Annotated in this window: 13 protein-coding genes; 9 read left to right on the forward strand and 4 right to left on the reverse strand. The window is 64.6% G+C overall.

Going from position 1 to position 14,540, the window contains the following annotated elements; genetic code table 11:
- Positions 1–34 precede the first annotated feature (34 nt).
- Positions 35–691, reverse strand: a complete 657-nt coding sequence (locus tag AC1A0G_RS03000; RefSeq protein ID WP_476527385.1) for a class I SAM-dependent methyltransferase — start codon at positions 689–691, stop codon at positions 35–37.
- Between the two features lie 147 nt (positions 692–838).
- Between AC1A0G_RS03000 and hflX the strand changes: the two genes are divergently transcribed.
- The 3 genes from hflX (at position 839) to AC1A0G_RS03015 (ending at position 4,781) form a co-directional block, all read left to right on the forward strand.
- Positions 839–2,323: a GTPase HflX gene (hflX, locus tag AC1A0G_RS03005; protein ID WP_476527503.1), complete on the forward strand. Its 1,485-nt coding sequence runs from the start codon at positions 839–841 to the stop codon at positions 2,321–2,323.
- Between the two features lie 203 nt (positions 2,324–2,526).
- Positions 2,527–3,489, forward strand: a complete 963-nt coding sequence (locus AC1A0G_RS03010; protein ID WP_476527386.1) for an L-lactate dehydrogenase — start codon at positions 2,527–2,529, stop codon at positions 3,487–3,489.
- A 353-nt stretch (positions 3,490–3,842) separates the two neighbouring features.
- Positions 3,843–4,781: a cation diffusion facilitator family transporter gene (locus AC1A0G_RS03015; protein WP_476527388.1), complete on the forward strand. Its 939-nt coding sequence runs from the start codon at positions 3,843–3,845 to the stop codon at positions 4,779–4,781.
- 108 nt (positions 4,782–4,889) lie between these two features.
- On the opposite strand, the gene lexA is transcribed toward AC1A0G_RS03015, so the two are convergent.
- A complete protein-coding gene (gene lexA, locus AC1A0G_RS03020) occupies positions 4,890–5,642 on the reverse strand; it encodes a transcriptional repressor LexA (protein WP_476527505.1) in 753 nt (250 codons plus the stop codon).
- Positions 5,643–5,835: 193 nt separating this feature from the next.
- Here lexA and AC1A0G_RS03025 point away from each other — a divergent pair, with 193 nt between their 5' ends.
- Both AC1A0G_RS03025 and nrdR read left to right on the forward strand, forming a co-directional pair.
- On the forward strand, positions 5,836–6,111 hold the full coding sequence (locus tag AC1A0G_RS03025) for a LysM peptidoglycan-binding domain-containing protein (protein ID WP_476527390.1): 276 nt from the start codon (positions 5,836–5,838) through the stop codon (positions 6,109–6,111).
- Positions 6,112–6,188: 77 nt separating this feature from the next.
- Entirely contained in the window at positions 6,189–6,635 is a 447-nt protein-coding gene (gene nrdR / locus AC1A0G_RS03030; protein WP_476527392.1) for a transcriptional regulator NrdR, read from the forward strand.
- A 90-nt stretch (positions 6,636–6,725) separates the two neighbouring features.
- Here nrdR and serA read toward each other — a convergent pair whose 3' ends face one another.
- Together serA and AC1A0G_RS03040 are read right to left on the reverse strand one after the other, a co-directional pair.
- On the reverse strand, positions 6,726–7,925 hold the full coding sequence (serA, locus tag AC1A0G_RS03035; RefSeq protein WP_476527394.1) for a phosphoglycerate dehydrogenase: 1,200 nt from the start codon (positions 7,923–7,925) through the stop codon (positions 6,726–6,728).
- A gap of 9 nt (positions 7,926–7,934) precedes the next feature.
- On the reverse strand, positions 7,935–10,214 hold the full coding sequence (locus AC1A0G_RS03040; protein ID WP_476527395.1) for a HelD family protein: 2,280 nt from the start codon (positions 10,212–10,214) through the stop codon (positions 7,935–7,937).
- 364 nt (positions 10,215–10,578) lie between these two features.
- Here AC1A0G_RS03040 and mraZ point away from each other — a divergent pair, with 364 nt between their 5' ends.
- Genes mraZ through AC1A0G_RS03060 form a run of 4 tightly spaced genes read left to right on the forward strand, consistent with a single transcriptional unit; the run spans position 10,579 to position 14,532 of the window.
- Positions 10,579–11,067: a division/cell wall cluster transcriptional repressor MraZ gene (gene mraZ / locus AC1A0G_RS03045; protein WP_476527507.1), complete on the forward strand. Its 489-nt coding sequence runs from the start codon at positions 10,579–10,581 to the stop codon at positions 11,065–11,067.
- Positions 11,067–12,185, forward strand: coding sequence for a 16S rRNA (cytosine(1402)-N(4))-methyltransferase RsmH (rsmH, locus tag AC1A0G_RS03050; protein ID WP_476527396.1), 1,119 nt, complete (start codon positions 11,067–11,069; stop codon positions 12,183–12,185). The genes mraZ and rsmH overlap by 1 nt, the downstream gene beginning before the upstream one ends.
- A complete protein-coding gene (gene ftsL / locus AC1A0G_RS03055) occupies positions 12,182–12,730 on the forward strand; it encodes a cell division protein FtsL (protein ID WP_476527397.1) in 549 nt (182 codons plus the stop codon). The genes rsmH and ftsL overlap by 4 nt, the downstream gene beginning before the upstream one ends.
- Positions 12,727–14,532: a peptidoglycan D,D-transpeptidase FtsI family protein gene (locus AC1A0G_RS03060; RefSeq protein WP_476527399.1), complete on the forward strand. Its 1,806-nt coding sequence runs from the start codon at positions 12,727–12,729 to the stop codon at positions 14,530–14,532. The genes ftsL and AC1A0G_RS03060 overlap by 4 nt, the downstream gene beginning before the upstream one ends.
- Positions 14,533–14,540 lie beyond the last annotated feature (8 nt).

Here is a 14,540-nt window from a genome sequence, read left to right on the forward strand (position 1 = left end):
CGAAGGAGGGGAGCCGTGAATGGAATATGCTTGCTTACTTGTTGCGCACCACTTCGATGACGCGGTACCCCTTGGCGGAATGGTACTTGCTCACCTCGTAGTCGTCGCCGAGCGCGCCGGCCAGCCACGGAATCAGCGAATCGGCGCCGAGGTTCTTCTGCACCACCAGATACGCCGTGCCGCCGTTCGGCTTCAGCCGGGGCAGCCACGTCATGAGCAGCGTGTGCAACGCCTCCTTGCCGACTCGGATCGGCGGATTCGACCAGATCACATCGAACTGCGTGCCATCAGGCAGCGCCTCGCAGGCCGTCGCCGTCTGCTCGGGCAGGGGAGCGCCGGACTCGTCCGTCTGCGCCACATGCACGTTCGTGCAGCCGTTTCGCTTCGCGTTCGCCGCGGTCAATTCGAGCGCACGCGTATTCACGTCCACCGCCCACACATGAGCATCCGGGGACGCGAACGCCAACGCCAATGACACCGGGCCCCAGCCGCAGCCCAAGTCCAGGAACGTGCCGGTTGCCGGCGGCTCGGGCACCTCGCGCAGCAGCACCGACGTGCCCAGATCGAGACGCGAACCGGAGAACACGCCGTTCGACGTCTCGACCGTCGCTTCATTGCCCTGCAACGTCACCGTCAGCGTGCGACGCACGTCCTCGGACGCGGGTTCGGCGGAAAAATACTGCTCGACCATAGAACTCCTCATATCGACACATCATCCATGCACCGTGGCATGTCTTCCAAAACGATGATAATAAGGACCACCATAGTTCAATCGTGAGTCAAACAAGAGGTGCCATTGAGCGAGCAGAGCCAGCAGTCGGCCGTTGACGGCAGCGTCGTGAACCAGTCCACCGTGGGAGAGGAACCGGAACTGACCGGCGTACTGGCCGACCAGTCCGACGTGCTGCTTGACGAGAACGACCACGGCGCGGGATTCGGAGAACAATCCAGCGAGGCATGGCAGGAGCGCGAATCACGCAACCAGCTCAAGCACGTCGCCGGCCTGGGCGAGCTGCAGGATGTCACCGAAGTCGAATACCGCAAGGTGCGACTCGAACGCGTCGTGCTCGTCGGCGTCTGGTCGTCGGCGGTGACCACCGCGTCCGCCGCCGAGGAATCGCTGCGCGAGCTGGCGGCGCTCGCCGAGACCGCCGGCGCGGTCGTGTGCGACGGTCTGCTGCAGCATCGCTACCGTCCGGATGCGGCCACCTACGTCGGCTCCGGCAAGGCGAAGGAGATCGCCGACATCGTCGCGCGCGAGGAGGCCGATACGATCATCGTGGACGACGACCTGCCGCCGAGCCAGCGACGTGCGCTCGAGGATGCGACCAAAGTCAAGGTCGTGGACCGCACCGCCGTGATTCTGGACATCTTCGCCCAGCATGCGACGTCGCGGGAAGGCAAGGCGCAGGTGGAGCTGGCCCAACTCGAATACATGCTGCCGCGACTGCGCGGCTGGGGCGGGTCGCTGTCGCGCCAGGCCGGCGGTCGTGCGGCCGGCGCGGACGCCGGCATCGGTTCGCGTGGCCCGGGCGAGACGAAGATCGAAATGGACCGTCGTGTCATCCGCACGCGCATCGCTCGACTGCGCAAGCAGATCCGTGAGATGGCGCCGGCCCGCGAGGTCAAACGCGGATCGCGCCGGCGCTACGGGCTGCCGACCGTCGCCGTGGTCGGCTATACGAACGCCGGCAAGTCGTCGTTGACCAACCGGTTGACCGGTTCGGCCGAACTGGTCGAGAACGCGCTGTTCGCCACGCTGGATACGGCCGTGCGCCGTGCCCGTGCCAAGGACGGGCGGCTCTATGCGTACGTCGACACGGTCGGATTCGTGCGCCGGCTTCCCACGCAGCTCATCGAGGCGTTCAAATCCACGCTGGAGGAGGTCGCCGAAGCCGACCTGATCGTGCATGTGGTCGACGGCTCCCACCCGGACCCGTTCTCGCAGATCGACGCGGTCAACGACGTGCTCGCCGACATCGACGGCACCGCCGACATCCCGCGCATCCTCGTGTTCAACAAGGCGGACCGCATCGACCAGGCCACGCGCGAGCGGCTGCTCGCCCTGCAGCCGGACGCGTTCGTCGTCTCCGCCTACAGTGGCGAGGGCGTCGACGCCTTGCGCGAGCAGGTCGAAGGCATGCTGCCGGTGCCGAACGTGCACGTGCATGCGCTGCTGCCGTACACGGCCGGCTCGCTGTTGTCGCGCATCCGCGAATACGGCCATGTGATCGACGTCGAATACCGTGACGACGGCATGATGGTCGAGGCCGAGGTCGGCAGCCATCTGGCGGCTCAGGTGATGGAACAGGCCATCGACTGACAACGGCGGCATGGCGCCGATTCCACGATGCGAACAGCGAAAATGGACGGGTGCTGTGAGCGCTCTCAAAAATGTGACGAAGATCACGTGGCGGAGCCGCGACGCGAGTTTCTCAAACGTCAGCATGTGTGGATAAAGTGAATACGTTGTTTGGATGAATGCCGACACAATCGGCAGATTTTTCAAGAGAGGTCGCTAACAACATGGCTGAATTGAACGTCAAGCCCACCAAGCTCGCAGTCGTCGGTGCCGGTGCAGTCGGCTCCACCCTCGCCTTCACCGCCGCCCAGCGTGGCGTCGCCCGTGAGATCGTGCTCGAGGACATCGCCAAGGAACGCGTCGAGGCCGAAGTGCTCGACATGCAGCACGGCTCCAGCTTCTACCCGGCCGTCTCCATCGACGGCTCCGATGATCCCGAGATCTGCCGTGACGCCGACATGGTCGTCATCACCGCCGGACCGCGCCAGAAGCCGGGCCAGTCCCGCCTCGAGCTCGTCGGCGCGACCGTCAAGATCCTGCAGGCCATCATGCCGAACCTCGTCAAGGTCGCCCCGAACGCCATCTACATGCTCATCACCAACCCGGTCGACATCGCCACGCACGTCGCCCAGAAGATCACCGGCCTGCCGCAGAACCAGATCTTCGGCTCCGGCACCAACCTGGACTCCGCGCGTCTGCGCTTCCTGATCGCCCAGCAGACCGGCGTCTCCGTCAAGAACGTGCACGCCTACATCTGCGGCGAGCACGGCGACTCCGAAGTCCCGCTGTGGGCCTCCGCCACCATCGCCGGCGTCCCGATGTGCGACTGGACCCCGCTGCCGGGCCACGAGCCACTCGACGCCGCCAAGCGCGAAGAGATCCACCAGGAAGTCAAGAACGCCGCCTACAAGATCATCAACGGCAAGGGCGCGACCAACTACGCCATCGGCATGTCCGGCGTCGACATCGTCGAAGCCGTCCTCTCCGACTCCAACCGTATCCTCCCGGTCTCCTCCATGCTCCAGGACTTCCACGGCATCTCCGACGTCTGCATGTCCGTCCCGACCCTCCTCAACCGTTCCGGCGTCAACACCCGCATCAACACCCCGGTCTCCGACCGTGAGCTCGCGGCCCTCAAGCGCTCCGCGGAGACGCTGAAGGAAACCGCCGCCCAGTTCGGCTTCTAACATTTTGTTGAATGACGGAGCGTCCGCTGCGTTGCTCCTCGGTCGCGGTACTTAGTACCGCTTCCCTCGGTGCGCCTTGCGGACGCACACGTCATTCAACAAAATGTAATAAACGGTAACCGCCTTTCCTCAACTTCGACGCACTGTTGTGCGCCTTCGGGTTCGGACGGCGGTCTCCGCACGCATCAGCCGAATATTTGTTCTGATGTGATTGGCGAGAGTCGATTCTGACTTCTTGTCATATAACAAAAACGAAACCCCGGCATCGTGCCGGGGTTTCTTGCGTTGTGGGGCTAATGAGAATGGTTGTGAGAAGCGATCTCATAACCGTCAAGGTGAGGAAAGGCGGCAGTATGGCACACGATCACGGGGCTGCGGTGCGCGGCGGGGGAGACGGACGATCCCACCAGAAACGACTGTCCATGACACTGGGACTGACCGGCACCGTGTTCATAGCCGAAGTGATCGGCGCGATCATCACCGGATCATTGGCATTGCTCGTCGACGCCGGACACATGCTCACCGACATGTCGGTACTGGTCGCAGCCACCATCACCGCCATACTCATGCGCCGCAAACCCAGCAACACCCGCACCTGGGGCTGGGCCCGACTGGAAGTCATCACCGCCGGAGTGGGCGCGCTGATCCTCCTGTTCGTCGGCATCTACGCGCTCGTCGAATCAGGCATGCGCCTGTTCGGTCCCGGCTCGGACGACATCCGCGACCCGAACCTGCTCCTGTTCTTCGGCATCCTCGGCCTGACCGCCAACGTCGGCTCGATCGCCATCCTCGCCGCGCAAAGCAAAGACAACATGAACATGAAGGCCGCGTTCCTCGAAGTGATGAACGACGCGCTCGGCTCCGTCGCCGTCGTGATCTCGGCGCTGGTGATGATGAGCACCGGCTGGACCGGATTCGACGCGGTCGCAGGCGGCATCATCGCGCTGATGATGATCCCGAGAGCCATCACACTGCTGCACAACGCGGTCAGGGTCCTGCTCGAGGAAACCCCCGAAGGGTTGGACCTCGACAAGGTGCGCGAACACATGGAACGCGTCCCGCACGTGATCGCCGTACATGACCTGCACGCCAGCACCGTATCCACCGGCATGCCGATCCTCATGGCGCACGTCGTCGTCGAACGCGGACTCACGATGGAACAAGGTGCCCAGATCCTCGCGCAGCTGCAGGACTGCCTCAGAGAGCACTTCCCGGTATCCGTGCCGCACACCACCTTCCAGCTCGAACCGGAAGGATACACCACCGCGAACGCGGAACACCTGCATCAATAACGACGACTCGCGGTGGCGTAACGATAAAGAACGCCACCGCACACCCGAACGAGAACGGTACGGGATGCCGTCAACACGGTGAGCCGGGACCACGCTGCCTGCGGCTTGCTACAGTTTGCGCAGGACGGTGACGACACGCCCCATGATCTGCGCATGCGTGCCGTCGATGGGGGAGTAGGCGGGGTTATGCGGCATCAGCCAAACATGCCCGTTGTCGTTGCGGAAGGTCTTGACCGTGGCCTCATCGCCCAGCAGCGCCGCCACGATGTCTCCGTTCTCCGCGGTGTTCTGCTCGCGCACCACCACGAAATCGCCATCGCAGATCGCCGCATCGACCATGGAATCCCCGTGGACCTCAAGCATGAACAGCCGCCCGGAACCGGTCAATCGCTCCGGAAGCCGCATCACATCCTCGATATGCTGCTCGGCGGTGATCGGCACGCCCGCGGCGATGCGCCCCACCAGCGGTACGTCGCGTGACTGCTGAACGGAGGCGCTGATGGCATCCGGGAACTGCAACACCGTCGCCTTGGCGTCGGGTTCCGTGACGTTCGGCGCAAACGCGGCGGACGTGTCCACCAGTTCGATGGCTCGTCCCTTGTTCGCATTCATGCGAATGAACCCCTTCTCCTCAAGCACCTGCAGCTGATGCTTGACCGAGGAGGGGCTTTTCAGGCCGGCCGACTCTCCGATTTCGCGAAACGAGGGAACGAACCCACGTTGCATGATATGGGTTCTGATCGCATCAAGCACTTTGCGCTGGCGCTCGGTCAACGTGCTTTCCGATGGCGGTTCGCCGGGCCTTTTCGGGCTGAAGGGGATAGTGCTCACGTCGGGCTCCTTTCGTGTCCGTACCAGCATACCGTGAACTCCACAAAAAATCAAACATCTGTTCGACGTGTCGCGTTGCGCTTGTCGAACAATTGTGTCACAATCAGAACTGTTGTTCGATAGAACGAACGTTCGAGAGGATGTGATCGCAATGATGTCAAATCTGACGATGGCGTCGCCTGCGACGGAACATGCCGAACCTCGCCACGGGTGGGGAATCGTGATGCGGATCATGGCCGCCATATTGTGCGCGGCTGCGACGTGGGCGGCGTATTCGTGGATCGTCCCCGACAGGGCCGACTCCGCATCCACGCCAACCGAAGTGGTCAGCTATACGGTCATGCCCGGAGACACGTTGTGGCGGTATGCGCAGATGATCACGCCTCCCGGCGGCGACGTGTCCGAACGCGTGGACGAGCTGATGCGGCTGAACGATCTCGACTCGGCGTCGTTGCAGATCGGCCAGCGCATCATCGTACCTGTGGAACGGGCTTCGTGATGTACGGCGGACACGATGATTATGGAAATACCGTGGATGTTTGCATGTTCGGCAAGCCTCACGCTATTGTGGGGTTCATGCATTGTCCTTTTTGCCAGCAGCCGGACACGAAAGTCGTGGACACTCGCATCAGCGAGGATGGATTCTCCATCCGTCGCCGCCGCGAGTGCCTGAAGTGTCATAAACGATTCACCACGGTCGAGACCACCATGCTTCTGGTCACCAAGCGTTCCGGCAACTCCGAGCCGTTCGACCGGGCCAAAGTGATATCCGGCGTGCGCAAGGCCTGCCAGGGCCGTCCGATCAAGGAAGAGGACCTCAAGCGTCTCGGCCAGCAGGTCGAGGAGGACCTTCGCTCGCGTGGCCTGGCGGAAGTCAAATCCGAGGATGTGGGCAAGGCCATTCTCGCGCCGTTGAAGAAGCTTGACAAGGTCGCGTATCTTCGGTTCGCGAGCGTGTATCAGGACTTCGACGGCCTTGAAGACTTCCAGCATGCCATAGACGAACTGAAAAGCGAAGCATAACGGTGTGACATGGCGATATGAATGTGGGGCGCGTCCATCGACGGACGCGCCCCACATTCATTCGTCGTCGGTGCCGTGCACCGTTGCGGCCTAGTGGATGACGCGCATGCGAATGGTGCCCTCGATCTGGCGCAACGCATCCAACGCCGCGGAGCTCGGGGCCTGCGACACGTCGGTCACCACATAGCCCAGTTCGCCCTCGGTGCCGAGGGCCTGGGCGGCGATGTTGATGTTCTCCTCGCCGAGCACACGGTTCACCTTGGCGAGCACGCCGGGCAGATTCGCGTGAAGATGCGCGATACGCGCGGTGCCGGGCAGCGAGCTCAACGTGATCTGCGGCAGGTTCACCGACAGCATCGTGGAACCCTTCTCCCAGTAATCCTCCAAGCGCTGGGACACGAAATGGCCGATGGCCTCCTGTGCCTCCAGCGTCGAACCGCCGATATGCGGGGTGAGGATCATGTTGTCCTCATCCGCCAGCGGCGTCGAGAACGGATCGCCGGTCTTCTTAGGCTCAACGGGGAACACGTCGACCGCCGCGCCGGACAGGTGCCCGGCGTCGAGATGACGCTTCAGCGCATCCAGATCGGCGACGAAGCCGCGCGACAGGTTGATGAAGATCGCATCCTGCTTCATGTGGGAGAACTGCTCCTCGCCGAAGAAGCCGGTGTTCTCCTTGCGGCCGTCCACGTGGATCGACACGGCGTCCGACTGTTCGAGCAGTTCATTGAGCGTATCGCAGCGGTGGGCGTTGCCCATCGCCAGTTTCTCCTCGGTGTCGTAGAACACGACGCGCATGCCGAGCGCCTCGGCGAGCACCGACAGCTGCGAGCCGATGTTGCCGTAGCCGATGATGCCGAGCGTCTTGCCGCGCACCTCGTGGGAGCCGGTCGCCGTCTTGTCCCACATGCCCTGCTTCATGTGATGCGTGTGGGCGGGAATGCGGCGCATCAGGCAGATGATGTCGCAGATCACCAGTTCCACCACGGAACGGGTGTTGGAGTACGGCGCGTTGAACACGGCGAGACCGTGCTTGCCGGCATAGTCGAGATCGACCTGATTGGTGCCGATGCAGAAGCAGCCGACCGCCGTCAGGTTCGGCCTGGCGTCGATCACCGCCGGCGTGACGCTGGTCTTCGAGCGGATGCCCAGCAGGTCGACGCCGTCGAGCGCCTCGATGAGTTCGTTCTCGCTCAACGCGCCCTTGAGCGTTTCGACTTCGAAGCCGTGGTTGCGCAACGACTGGGCTGCGAAGGGATGAATGTTTTCCAATAACAACGCTTTAGGCATGGTTCCACCTTAGATGGTCAGATCGTTTTCGTCCGCTTTTGTCCGGACTATAAGCAGACGCTGCGTCGGACGGGTCATCGCCACATACAGGTCGGACGCGGCCACGAGCCGCGAGGGAGCCTCCTGCTCGATCAGGCCCGGCTCCACGACGATGACAGCGTCGTATTCGAGGCCCTTGACCTCCTGCGTGCCGCACACGTTGACCTGCTCGTCCCATGCGCTTTGCGCCGACAGGCGGGCGAATTCATCGGCGGGCAGGGCGCGGCGCAGCACGTCGCGCACGCGGGCGCGCACCTCGTCCTGCAGACAATCCGGCGTCAGCACGGCGACGCGGCCGGTGCCGTCGGTCCCGACGAACTCGCGGGTCAGCTCGACCGTGCGCGCCGCCACGTCGTCGAGCAGCGCGCCACGGTCCTCGACGGTGATGCGGCGCACCGAATCGGGCAGGGTGCGCACCGCCTTGACGGTGGAGATGTACAGTCCCTGCGCCTGGGCGAACTCGGATGCGAGATCGGACACTTCCTGCGGGTTGCGGTAGTCGATCGTCAGCTCGTTGAGACTCCAGCGATCGTGGCCGAACAGGCGGTCCATCACGCGCTGCCATGACCGGGTGCCGCCCAGCGCGGAGGTCTGGGCGACGTCGCCGACGATGGTGAACGAACGCGACGGGCAGCGGCGCATCAGCATGCGCCAGTCCATCGCGGTCAGCTCCTGCGCCTCGTCCACGACGATGTGCCCGTACGTCCATTCACGGTCGGACGCGGCACGCTCCGAGGTCAACAGCGTGTCGGCCCCGTTGATGTTGTCGACGAGCATCTGCGCGGTGACGATGCCCGAGCCGATGCCGTTCTGCGCCAGCGTGTCGCGGGCGAACTGCTCCTCTTCGGCGCGGGCCGCGTCCTGCGCGCCGGTACGGTTCGCGGTCTTGGGATCGGGGCCGAGCAGTTCCATCGCCTCGTCGAGCAGCGGAATGTCGGAACGGGTCAGGGGAGCGCCCTTCGGGCGGGCCAGCGCGTGGATCTGCTCCTCGGTCAGCCACGGGGCGAGGCGGTGCAGACGCTCCGGGTGCGACCACAGCTGGTCGATCAGCCACGGCGCGTTCATCGGTAGCCACGCGAGATTGAGGGTCTTGCGCACCTTGTCGTCCATGCGCAGCATCGAGGTCACGCGGGACAGTTCTGCCTCGTCGGGCGTGTAGTCGAGCTGCTCGGCGTAGCGGTCGCGCAACGCGGCGAGCATGCTGCGCACGAACGTCTCGCGCGCCTTGTTGTGCGGCTGGCGGGTGCGTTTGGCGTCGGCCTGCGCCTGCTGGATGTCTACGGCGAGCATCGGCACGGCGAACCCGTTGACGCGTACGGTCGGCAGGTCGGCGGGCACGCGCACGCGCATGGCGATGGCGTCGGCCACCACGCGGGCCATGCGTTTGTCTCCCTTGAGCATCGCCGCCAGCGGGGCGTCGTTCGCCGTGGCGCAGAATCCGGGGATCAGGTCGCCGATGGTGCGGCTGACCACGCCCGTCTCGCCGAGCGAGGGGAGCACCTGGTCGATGTAGCGCAGGAACGTGGAGCTGGGGCCGACGACGAGCACGCCGGAGCGTTCGAGCGTGCGGCGGTGCGTATACAGCAGATAGGCGGCGCGGTGCAGCGCGACCGCGGTCTTGCCGGTGCCGGGACCGCCCTGCACCACCACGGCCTGGTTCATGTCGGAACGGATGATGCGGTCCTGCTCGGCCTGGATGGTGGCGACGATGTCGGTCATCTTGCCGGTGCGCCGCGAACTGAGCGAGGCAAGCAGCGCGCCCTCGCCGGTCAGCGTGCCGGAGGAGGCCGCCTGGTCAACCTGGTCCGAGTCGATGTCGAGCACCTCGTCCTCGATGCCGACCACTTCACGGAAGCGCAGGGTCAGATGCCGGCGCATGACGATGTCGCCGTGGTTCGACGGGGTCGCCTCGTAGAACGGGCGTGCGGCCTCGGCCCTCCAGTCGGTCAGGATCGGCTCGTGGTCCTCGTTCGACAGGCCGATGCGGCCGATGTAGCGGCGGTTGTCGTTCACGTCGTCGAGACGGCCGAACACGAGCCGGTCCTCGACCGCGCGCAGCTGCGTGAGCCGGTCCTCGTACATGGTGGCGAAGGAGTCGCGTTCGGTGCGTTGGGTGGGCGAGCCGTGCGAGCCGGCGGCACGGACCTTGTCCAACCGCGACCGCAGCTGCGCGCGCAATGCGTCGAGCTGGCCGTACGCCCGGTCGACGGCCCGCTGCTCATCGTGAATCTGCGCCGAATAGTCCGACATTCCCGTTCCTCTCCTTACATGTCCCGCGAAAACTCAGGCACTCCAATCTACTCTCAGGTCCATACGTCGAGGCATGCCGAAGCGGATTCCAGATGAATTTTGCGTGAATCGGAGCCGGCCCGAACGCGGACGGAAATGCGGCGGTGCCGAATTCGAGGTGACGGAAGTCCGAAAAAGGGCGGAAAATGTGAAAGAGTGGGGTTTCTTGGTGAAGTGTGGGGTAAAGTGGTGAACCAGTTGTGGCATGAGTGTACCTAGCGGCCGATCGACAACTGAATGTAAGGAGGTGGCGATGGACGACCAGCAGACCATGCAGAACGTCCAGAACCCCTCTTTCGGGCAGTACCCGGGCGATACGGCCGGCATGGGCATGGGCATGGGTATGGCGGCGGCGGGAACTGCCGCCATGCTGCCGCCGTTGCTGCTGGGCACCTACACCCCCAAGATCGATGCGAAGGGCCGTCTCGCCCTGCCCGCCAAACTGCGCGGCGCGCTCGGGCCGGGCATGGTGATGGCGCGAGGCCAGGAGCGGTGCATCTACCTGCTGCCGCAGATCGAGTTCCGCAGGATCGCCATGCAGATCCAGCGCACCTCGATGGGCAACAAGGCGGCGCGAGACTACCTGCGCGTGTTCCTGTCCGGCGCGGTCGATCAGGAGCCCGACAAACAGGGACGCATCCTCGTGCCGCAGATGCTGCGCGACTACGCGAACCTCGGCACCGACGTGGTCGTGATCGGCGTGGGCACTCGTGCGGAGATTTGGAACAAACAGGCGTGGGAGGAATACCTTGCCGCCCAGGAGCAGGGCTATTCCGACATCGCGAACGACGTACTACCGGCGGTGGAATTCTGATGATCGATGTGACAGCCATTCACCAACCCGTGCTGCTCGAACAGTGCGTGGATCTGGTCGCACCCGCATTGCGGCGTCCCGGGTCCGTGATCGTCGACTGCACGCTGGGCATCGCCGGCCACGCCACGAACTTTCTCAAGGCGGCGCCGAACGCGCGCCTGATCGGCATCGACCGCGACACCGAAGCCCTGTCGCTGGCCACCGAACGCATGCGGTCGGAAGGGCTGGCCGACCGGTTCACCCCCGTCCACGCGGCCTTCGACGAATTCTCCGACGTGCTCGACGACCTGGGCATCGCCAAGGTCAACGCCGTGTTCATGGACCTCGGCCTGTCCAGCCTGCAGATCGACGAGACGGACCGCGGCTTCTCCTACTCCCACGACGCGCCGCTCGACATGCGCATGGACGTCACGCAGCCGCTGACGGCCGAACGAATCCTCGCCGACTACGACGCGGACGAGCTGACCCGCATCTTCCGCGAATACGGCGAGGAGAAGTTCTCCCGGCAGATCGCCCGCGAAATCGTCCGCCGCCGCGCCGACGAACCGCTGACGACCTCGGCCCAGCTCAACAAACTCGTGGACGAGGTCGTGCCGCAGGCCCACCGCCCGGCCGGCAACCCGGCCAAACGCGTCTTCCAGGCGCTGCGCATCGAAGTCAACGGCGAACTGGACAAGCTCGCGCACACGCTGCCCCAGATCGCCGCCCACCTGGCGGTGGAAGGGCGCATCGTCGTCGAGTCCTACCACTCGCTCGAAGACAAAACCGTCAAAGCCTTCATGAACGAGGGCCTGAAGGTCGACGCCCCGGCAGGACTGCCGATGATCCCGCCCGACGCGCAGCCGTTCTTCAGCGAACTGACGCGCGGCGCCATCAAGGCCGACGAAGCCGAAATCGCCTCCAACCCCAGATCCGCATCGGTCAGACTGCGCGCGGTCGAACTGACCCGCCCCATCCCCGAACACCGCATGCGCAAGCTCGACGAGGACGGCGAACGCTACTCGCGCGAGCGCAGCCACGACGCCGGCCGCAGACAACCCGACCGACGACACCAACGCAACCGTCAATCCGATCGCAAACAGAACAACCGCAACCAGCAGGGAAGGACCCGTCGATGACCAGCCGTGGAAGAAGCGTGCGCTCGGCGACCATGCGCTCCAACGCCGTACCGTCGACCAGCCGACGGCCCGCGGCCGCGCAGTCGCAGGCCCGTCCGGAACTCCACGTCGTCTCCGAAACCGCCGGACAGCGCGCCACGATGCGCGACGGACTGGCCAGACTCGTCGTATGGACCAGATCGCGCAGCACATCGCTGATCCACATCGTCATCGCCGCGGTCTTCCTCGCCGCCACGCTGGTCGGCGCGCTCGTCCTGCGCACGCAGATGGTCGAGAACTCCTTCGCCGCCGCCGAAACGCAGGCCAACATCAACACGCTCACCCAGGACGTCGAAGAGGACCAGGCCAAGCTTGACGCGCTGGAATCCTCCCTGCCGGCCAAGGCCGAGGACATGGGCATGGTCCTGCAGCAGGGTTCGCTGTCCATCGACCTCAACGGCTACCAGCCGTCCGACACTAAGGCCAAAGCCTCCTCCGACTCGGCCAAGAAGACCGACCAGAACAAGACCAGCGCGGACGATGCGAACAAGGGGGGCGCACAGTGAAGCGCCCCATCCTCAAGGCCGACCGGTCGCAGACCTTCACCACACGGTGCGTGGCCGCGGCCCTCGTCCTCGCATTCGTCGCCCTGATCTGCCTCGGACAGCTCGCCAACCTCCAGCTGCTCGGCAAGGACACGGCGCTCGCCGCCACGCAGGGACGCACCACGCGCATCGCCATCACCGCCAAGCGCGGCAAGATCCTCGATACGAACGGCGTCGTGCTCGCGCAAAGCGTCGAACGGTACAACATCATCGCCGACCCGCAGCTGGCGAACGAATTCAAGCCGAAGGACTGCAACGAGCAGACCAAAAGCTACTGCAACCAGATCGACGGCAAGCCGGTCGGCGCGACCGGAGCCGCCGCGGTGGCCCGGCTGCTGGCCACCGTGTTCACCGACATGAACGCGATGGAACTCGGCGCCAAGCTCAGCGACGCGAACAGCAGGTACGCGGTCTTGGCCAAGGACGTCACCCCCGAGACCAAACGCAAGATCGACGACCTGAACCTGGGCGGCATCGTCTACGGCGAACTGACCAACGAACGCGTCTACTCGGGCGGCACCATGCTCGGCCCGGTGCTCGGCGGCGTGGACGCGAGCGGCACCGGCGTGGCCGGCCTGGAGGCGACCCTCAACAAGACGCTCACCGGCACCGACGGCTACGAGGTCTACCAGCAGGGTCTTGGCGGCGAGATGATCCCCGGCACGCTCACCGAGTCGAAGGACGCGGTCAACGGCTCGGACGTGACGCTCACCGTGGACGGCAACGTGGACTGGTACGTCAAGAAGGCGCTGCGCGAAGGCAAGGAGAAGTACAACGCCAGCTGGGCGATGGCCGTCGTGGCCGACGTCAAGACCGGCGACATCCTCGCGCTCGAGGACACCGACGAGATCGACGCCGGCAGCGACGACGCCAAGCTCAGCAGCTCGCGCGTGGTCAGCGAAGTGTTCGAGCCGGGCTCGATCGGCAAGGTGTTCACCATGTCCGGCGTGCTGCAGGAGGGCCAGCACAAGGCCACCGACAAGTTCACCGTGCCCGACACCATCACCACCAGCGACGGCCAGACCTACAAGGACGCCGAAACGCATGCCGACGAACGCTGGACGTACGCCGGCATCCTCAAGAACTCGTCCAACGTGGGCATGATCCTGTCCGCCTCCAACTACAGCGACGAGCAGCGCTACAACTACCTGCGCAAGTTCGGCGTCGGCCAGGAGACGGGCCTTGGCCTGTCCGGCGAATCGGCCGGCATCCTGTCGAAATACCAGGACTGGGATCTGCGCACGCGCAACACCGTCCTGTTCGGCCAGGGCTACGCGATGAACGCGCTGCAGATCACGCAGGCCATCGCCACGATCGGCAACGGCGGCGTCATGCCGAAACTGCGGCTCATCAAGTCCACCACCGATGCGGACGGGCACACGACGGAGCACACCAGCGGCTCCGCCACCCGCGTCGTCGACGAGAACGTCGCCTCGCAGGTGCTCAACGCGATGGAATCCGTCTCCGACCTGTACAAGAACATGGTGTCCATTCCCGGCTACCGCATCGCCGCCAAGTCCGGTACCGCGGAGGTCGCCGGCGATAACGGCCAGCTCACGTCGATCATCTCCGACTGGTCGGGCATCATCCCGGCCGACAACCCGCGGTTCGTCATCACCGTCGTGATGAAGGACGCGAAGGTCGGTTCGTTCGGCGGTCTGACCGCCGGCCCGGTATTCGCGACGATCGGTGAATTCCTTATGCAGAAATACAACGTGTCACCGTCGGCGGCACGCAAGGATGCTATCCCGGTGGAATGGTAAGCGGCGAG

The sequence above is a fragment of the Bifidobacterium sp. LH_230 genome (assembly GCF_056357555.1).

What these genes read in the sequence shown, in the direction of transcription:
- AC1A0G_RS03000 (WP_476527385.1), bottom strand. Translation starts at nt 691, where the DNA reads ATGGTCGAGCAGTATTTTTCCGCCGAACCCGCGTCCGAGGACGTGCGT.
- AC1A0G_RS03010 (WP_476527386.1), top strand. Translation starts at nt 2,527, where the DNA reads ATGGCTGAATTGAACGTCAAGCCCACCAAGCTCGCAGTCGTCGGTGCC.
- AC1A0G_RS03015 (WP_476527388.1), top strand. Translation starts at nt 3,843, where the DNA reads ATGGCACACGATCACGGGGCTGCGGTGCGCGGCGGGGGAGACGGACGA.
- lexA (WP_476527505.1), bottom strand. Translation starts at nt 5,642, where the DNA reads ATGCTGGTACGGACACGAAAGGAGCCCGACGTGAGCACTATCCCCTTC.
- AC1A0G_RS03025 (WP_476527390.1), top strand. Translation starts at nt 5,836, where the DNA reads ATGCGGATCATGGCCGCCATATTGTGCGCGGCTGCGACGTGGGCGGCG.
- nrdR (WP_476527392.1), top strand. Translation starts at nt 6,189, where the DNA reads ATGCATTGTCCTTTTTGCCAGCAGCCGGACACGAAAGTCGTGGACACT.
- serA (WP_476527394.1), bottom strand. Translation starts at nt 7,925, where the DNA reads ATGCCTAAAGCGTTGTTATTGGAAAACATTCATCCCTTCGCAGCCCAG.
- AC1A0G_RS03040 (WP_476527395.1), bottom strand. Translation starts at nt 10,214, where the DNA reads ATGTCGGACTATTCGGCGCAGATTCACGATGAGCAGCGGGCCGTCGAC.
- mraZ (WP_476527507.1), top strand. Translation starts at nt 10,579, where the DNA reads ATGGGCATGGGCATGGGTATGGCGGCGGCGGGAACTGCCGCCATGCTG.
- rsmH (WP_476527396.1), top strand. Translation starts at nt 11,067, where the DNA reads ATGATCGATGTGACAGCCATTCACCAACCCGTGCTGCTCGAACAGTGC.
- ftsL (WP_476527397.1), top strand. Translation starts at nt 12,182, where the DNA reads ATGACCAGCCGTGGAAGAAGCGTGCGCTCGGCGACCATGCGCTCCAAC.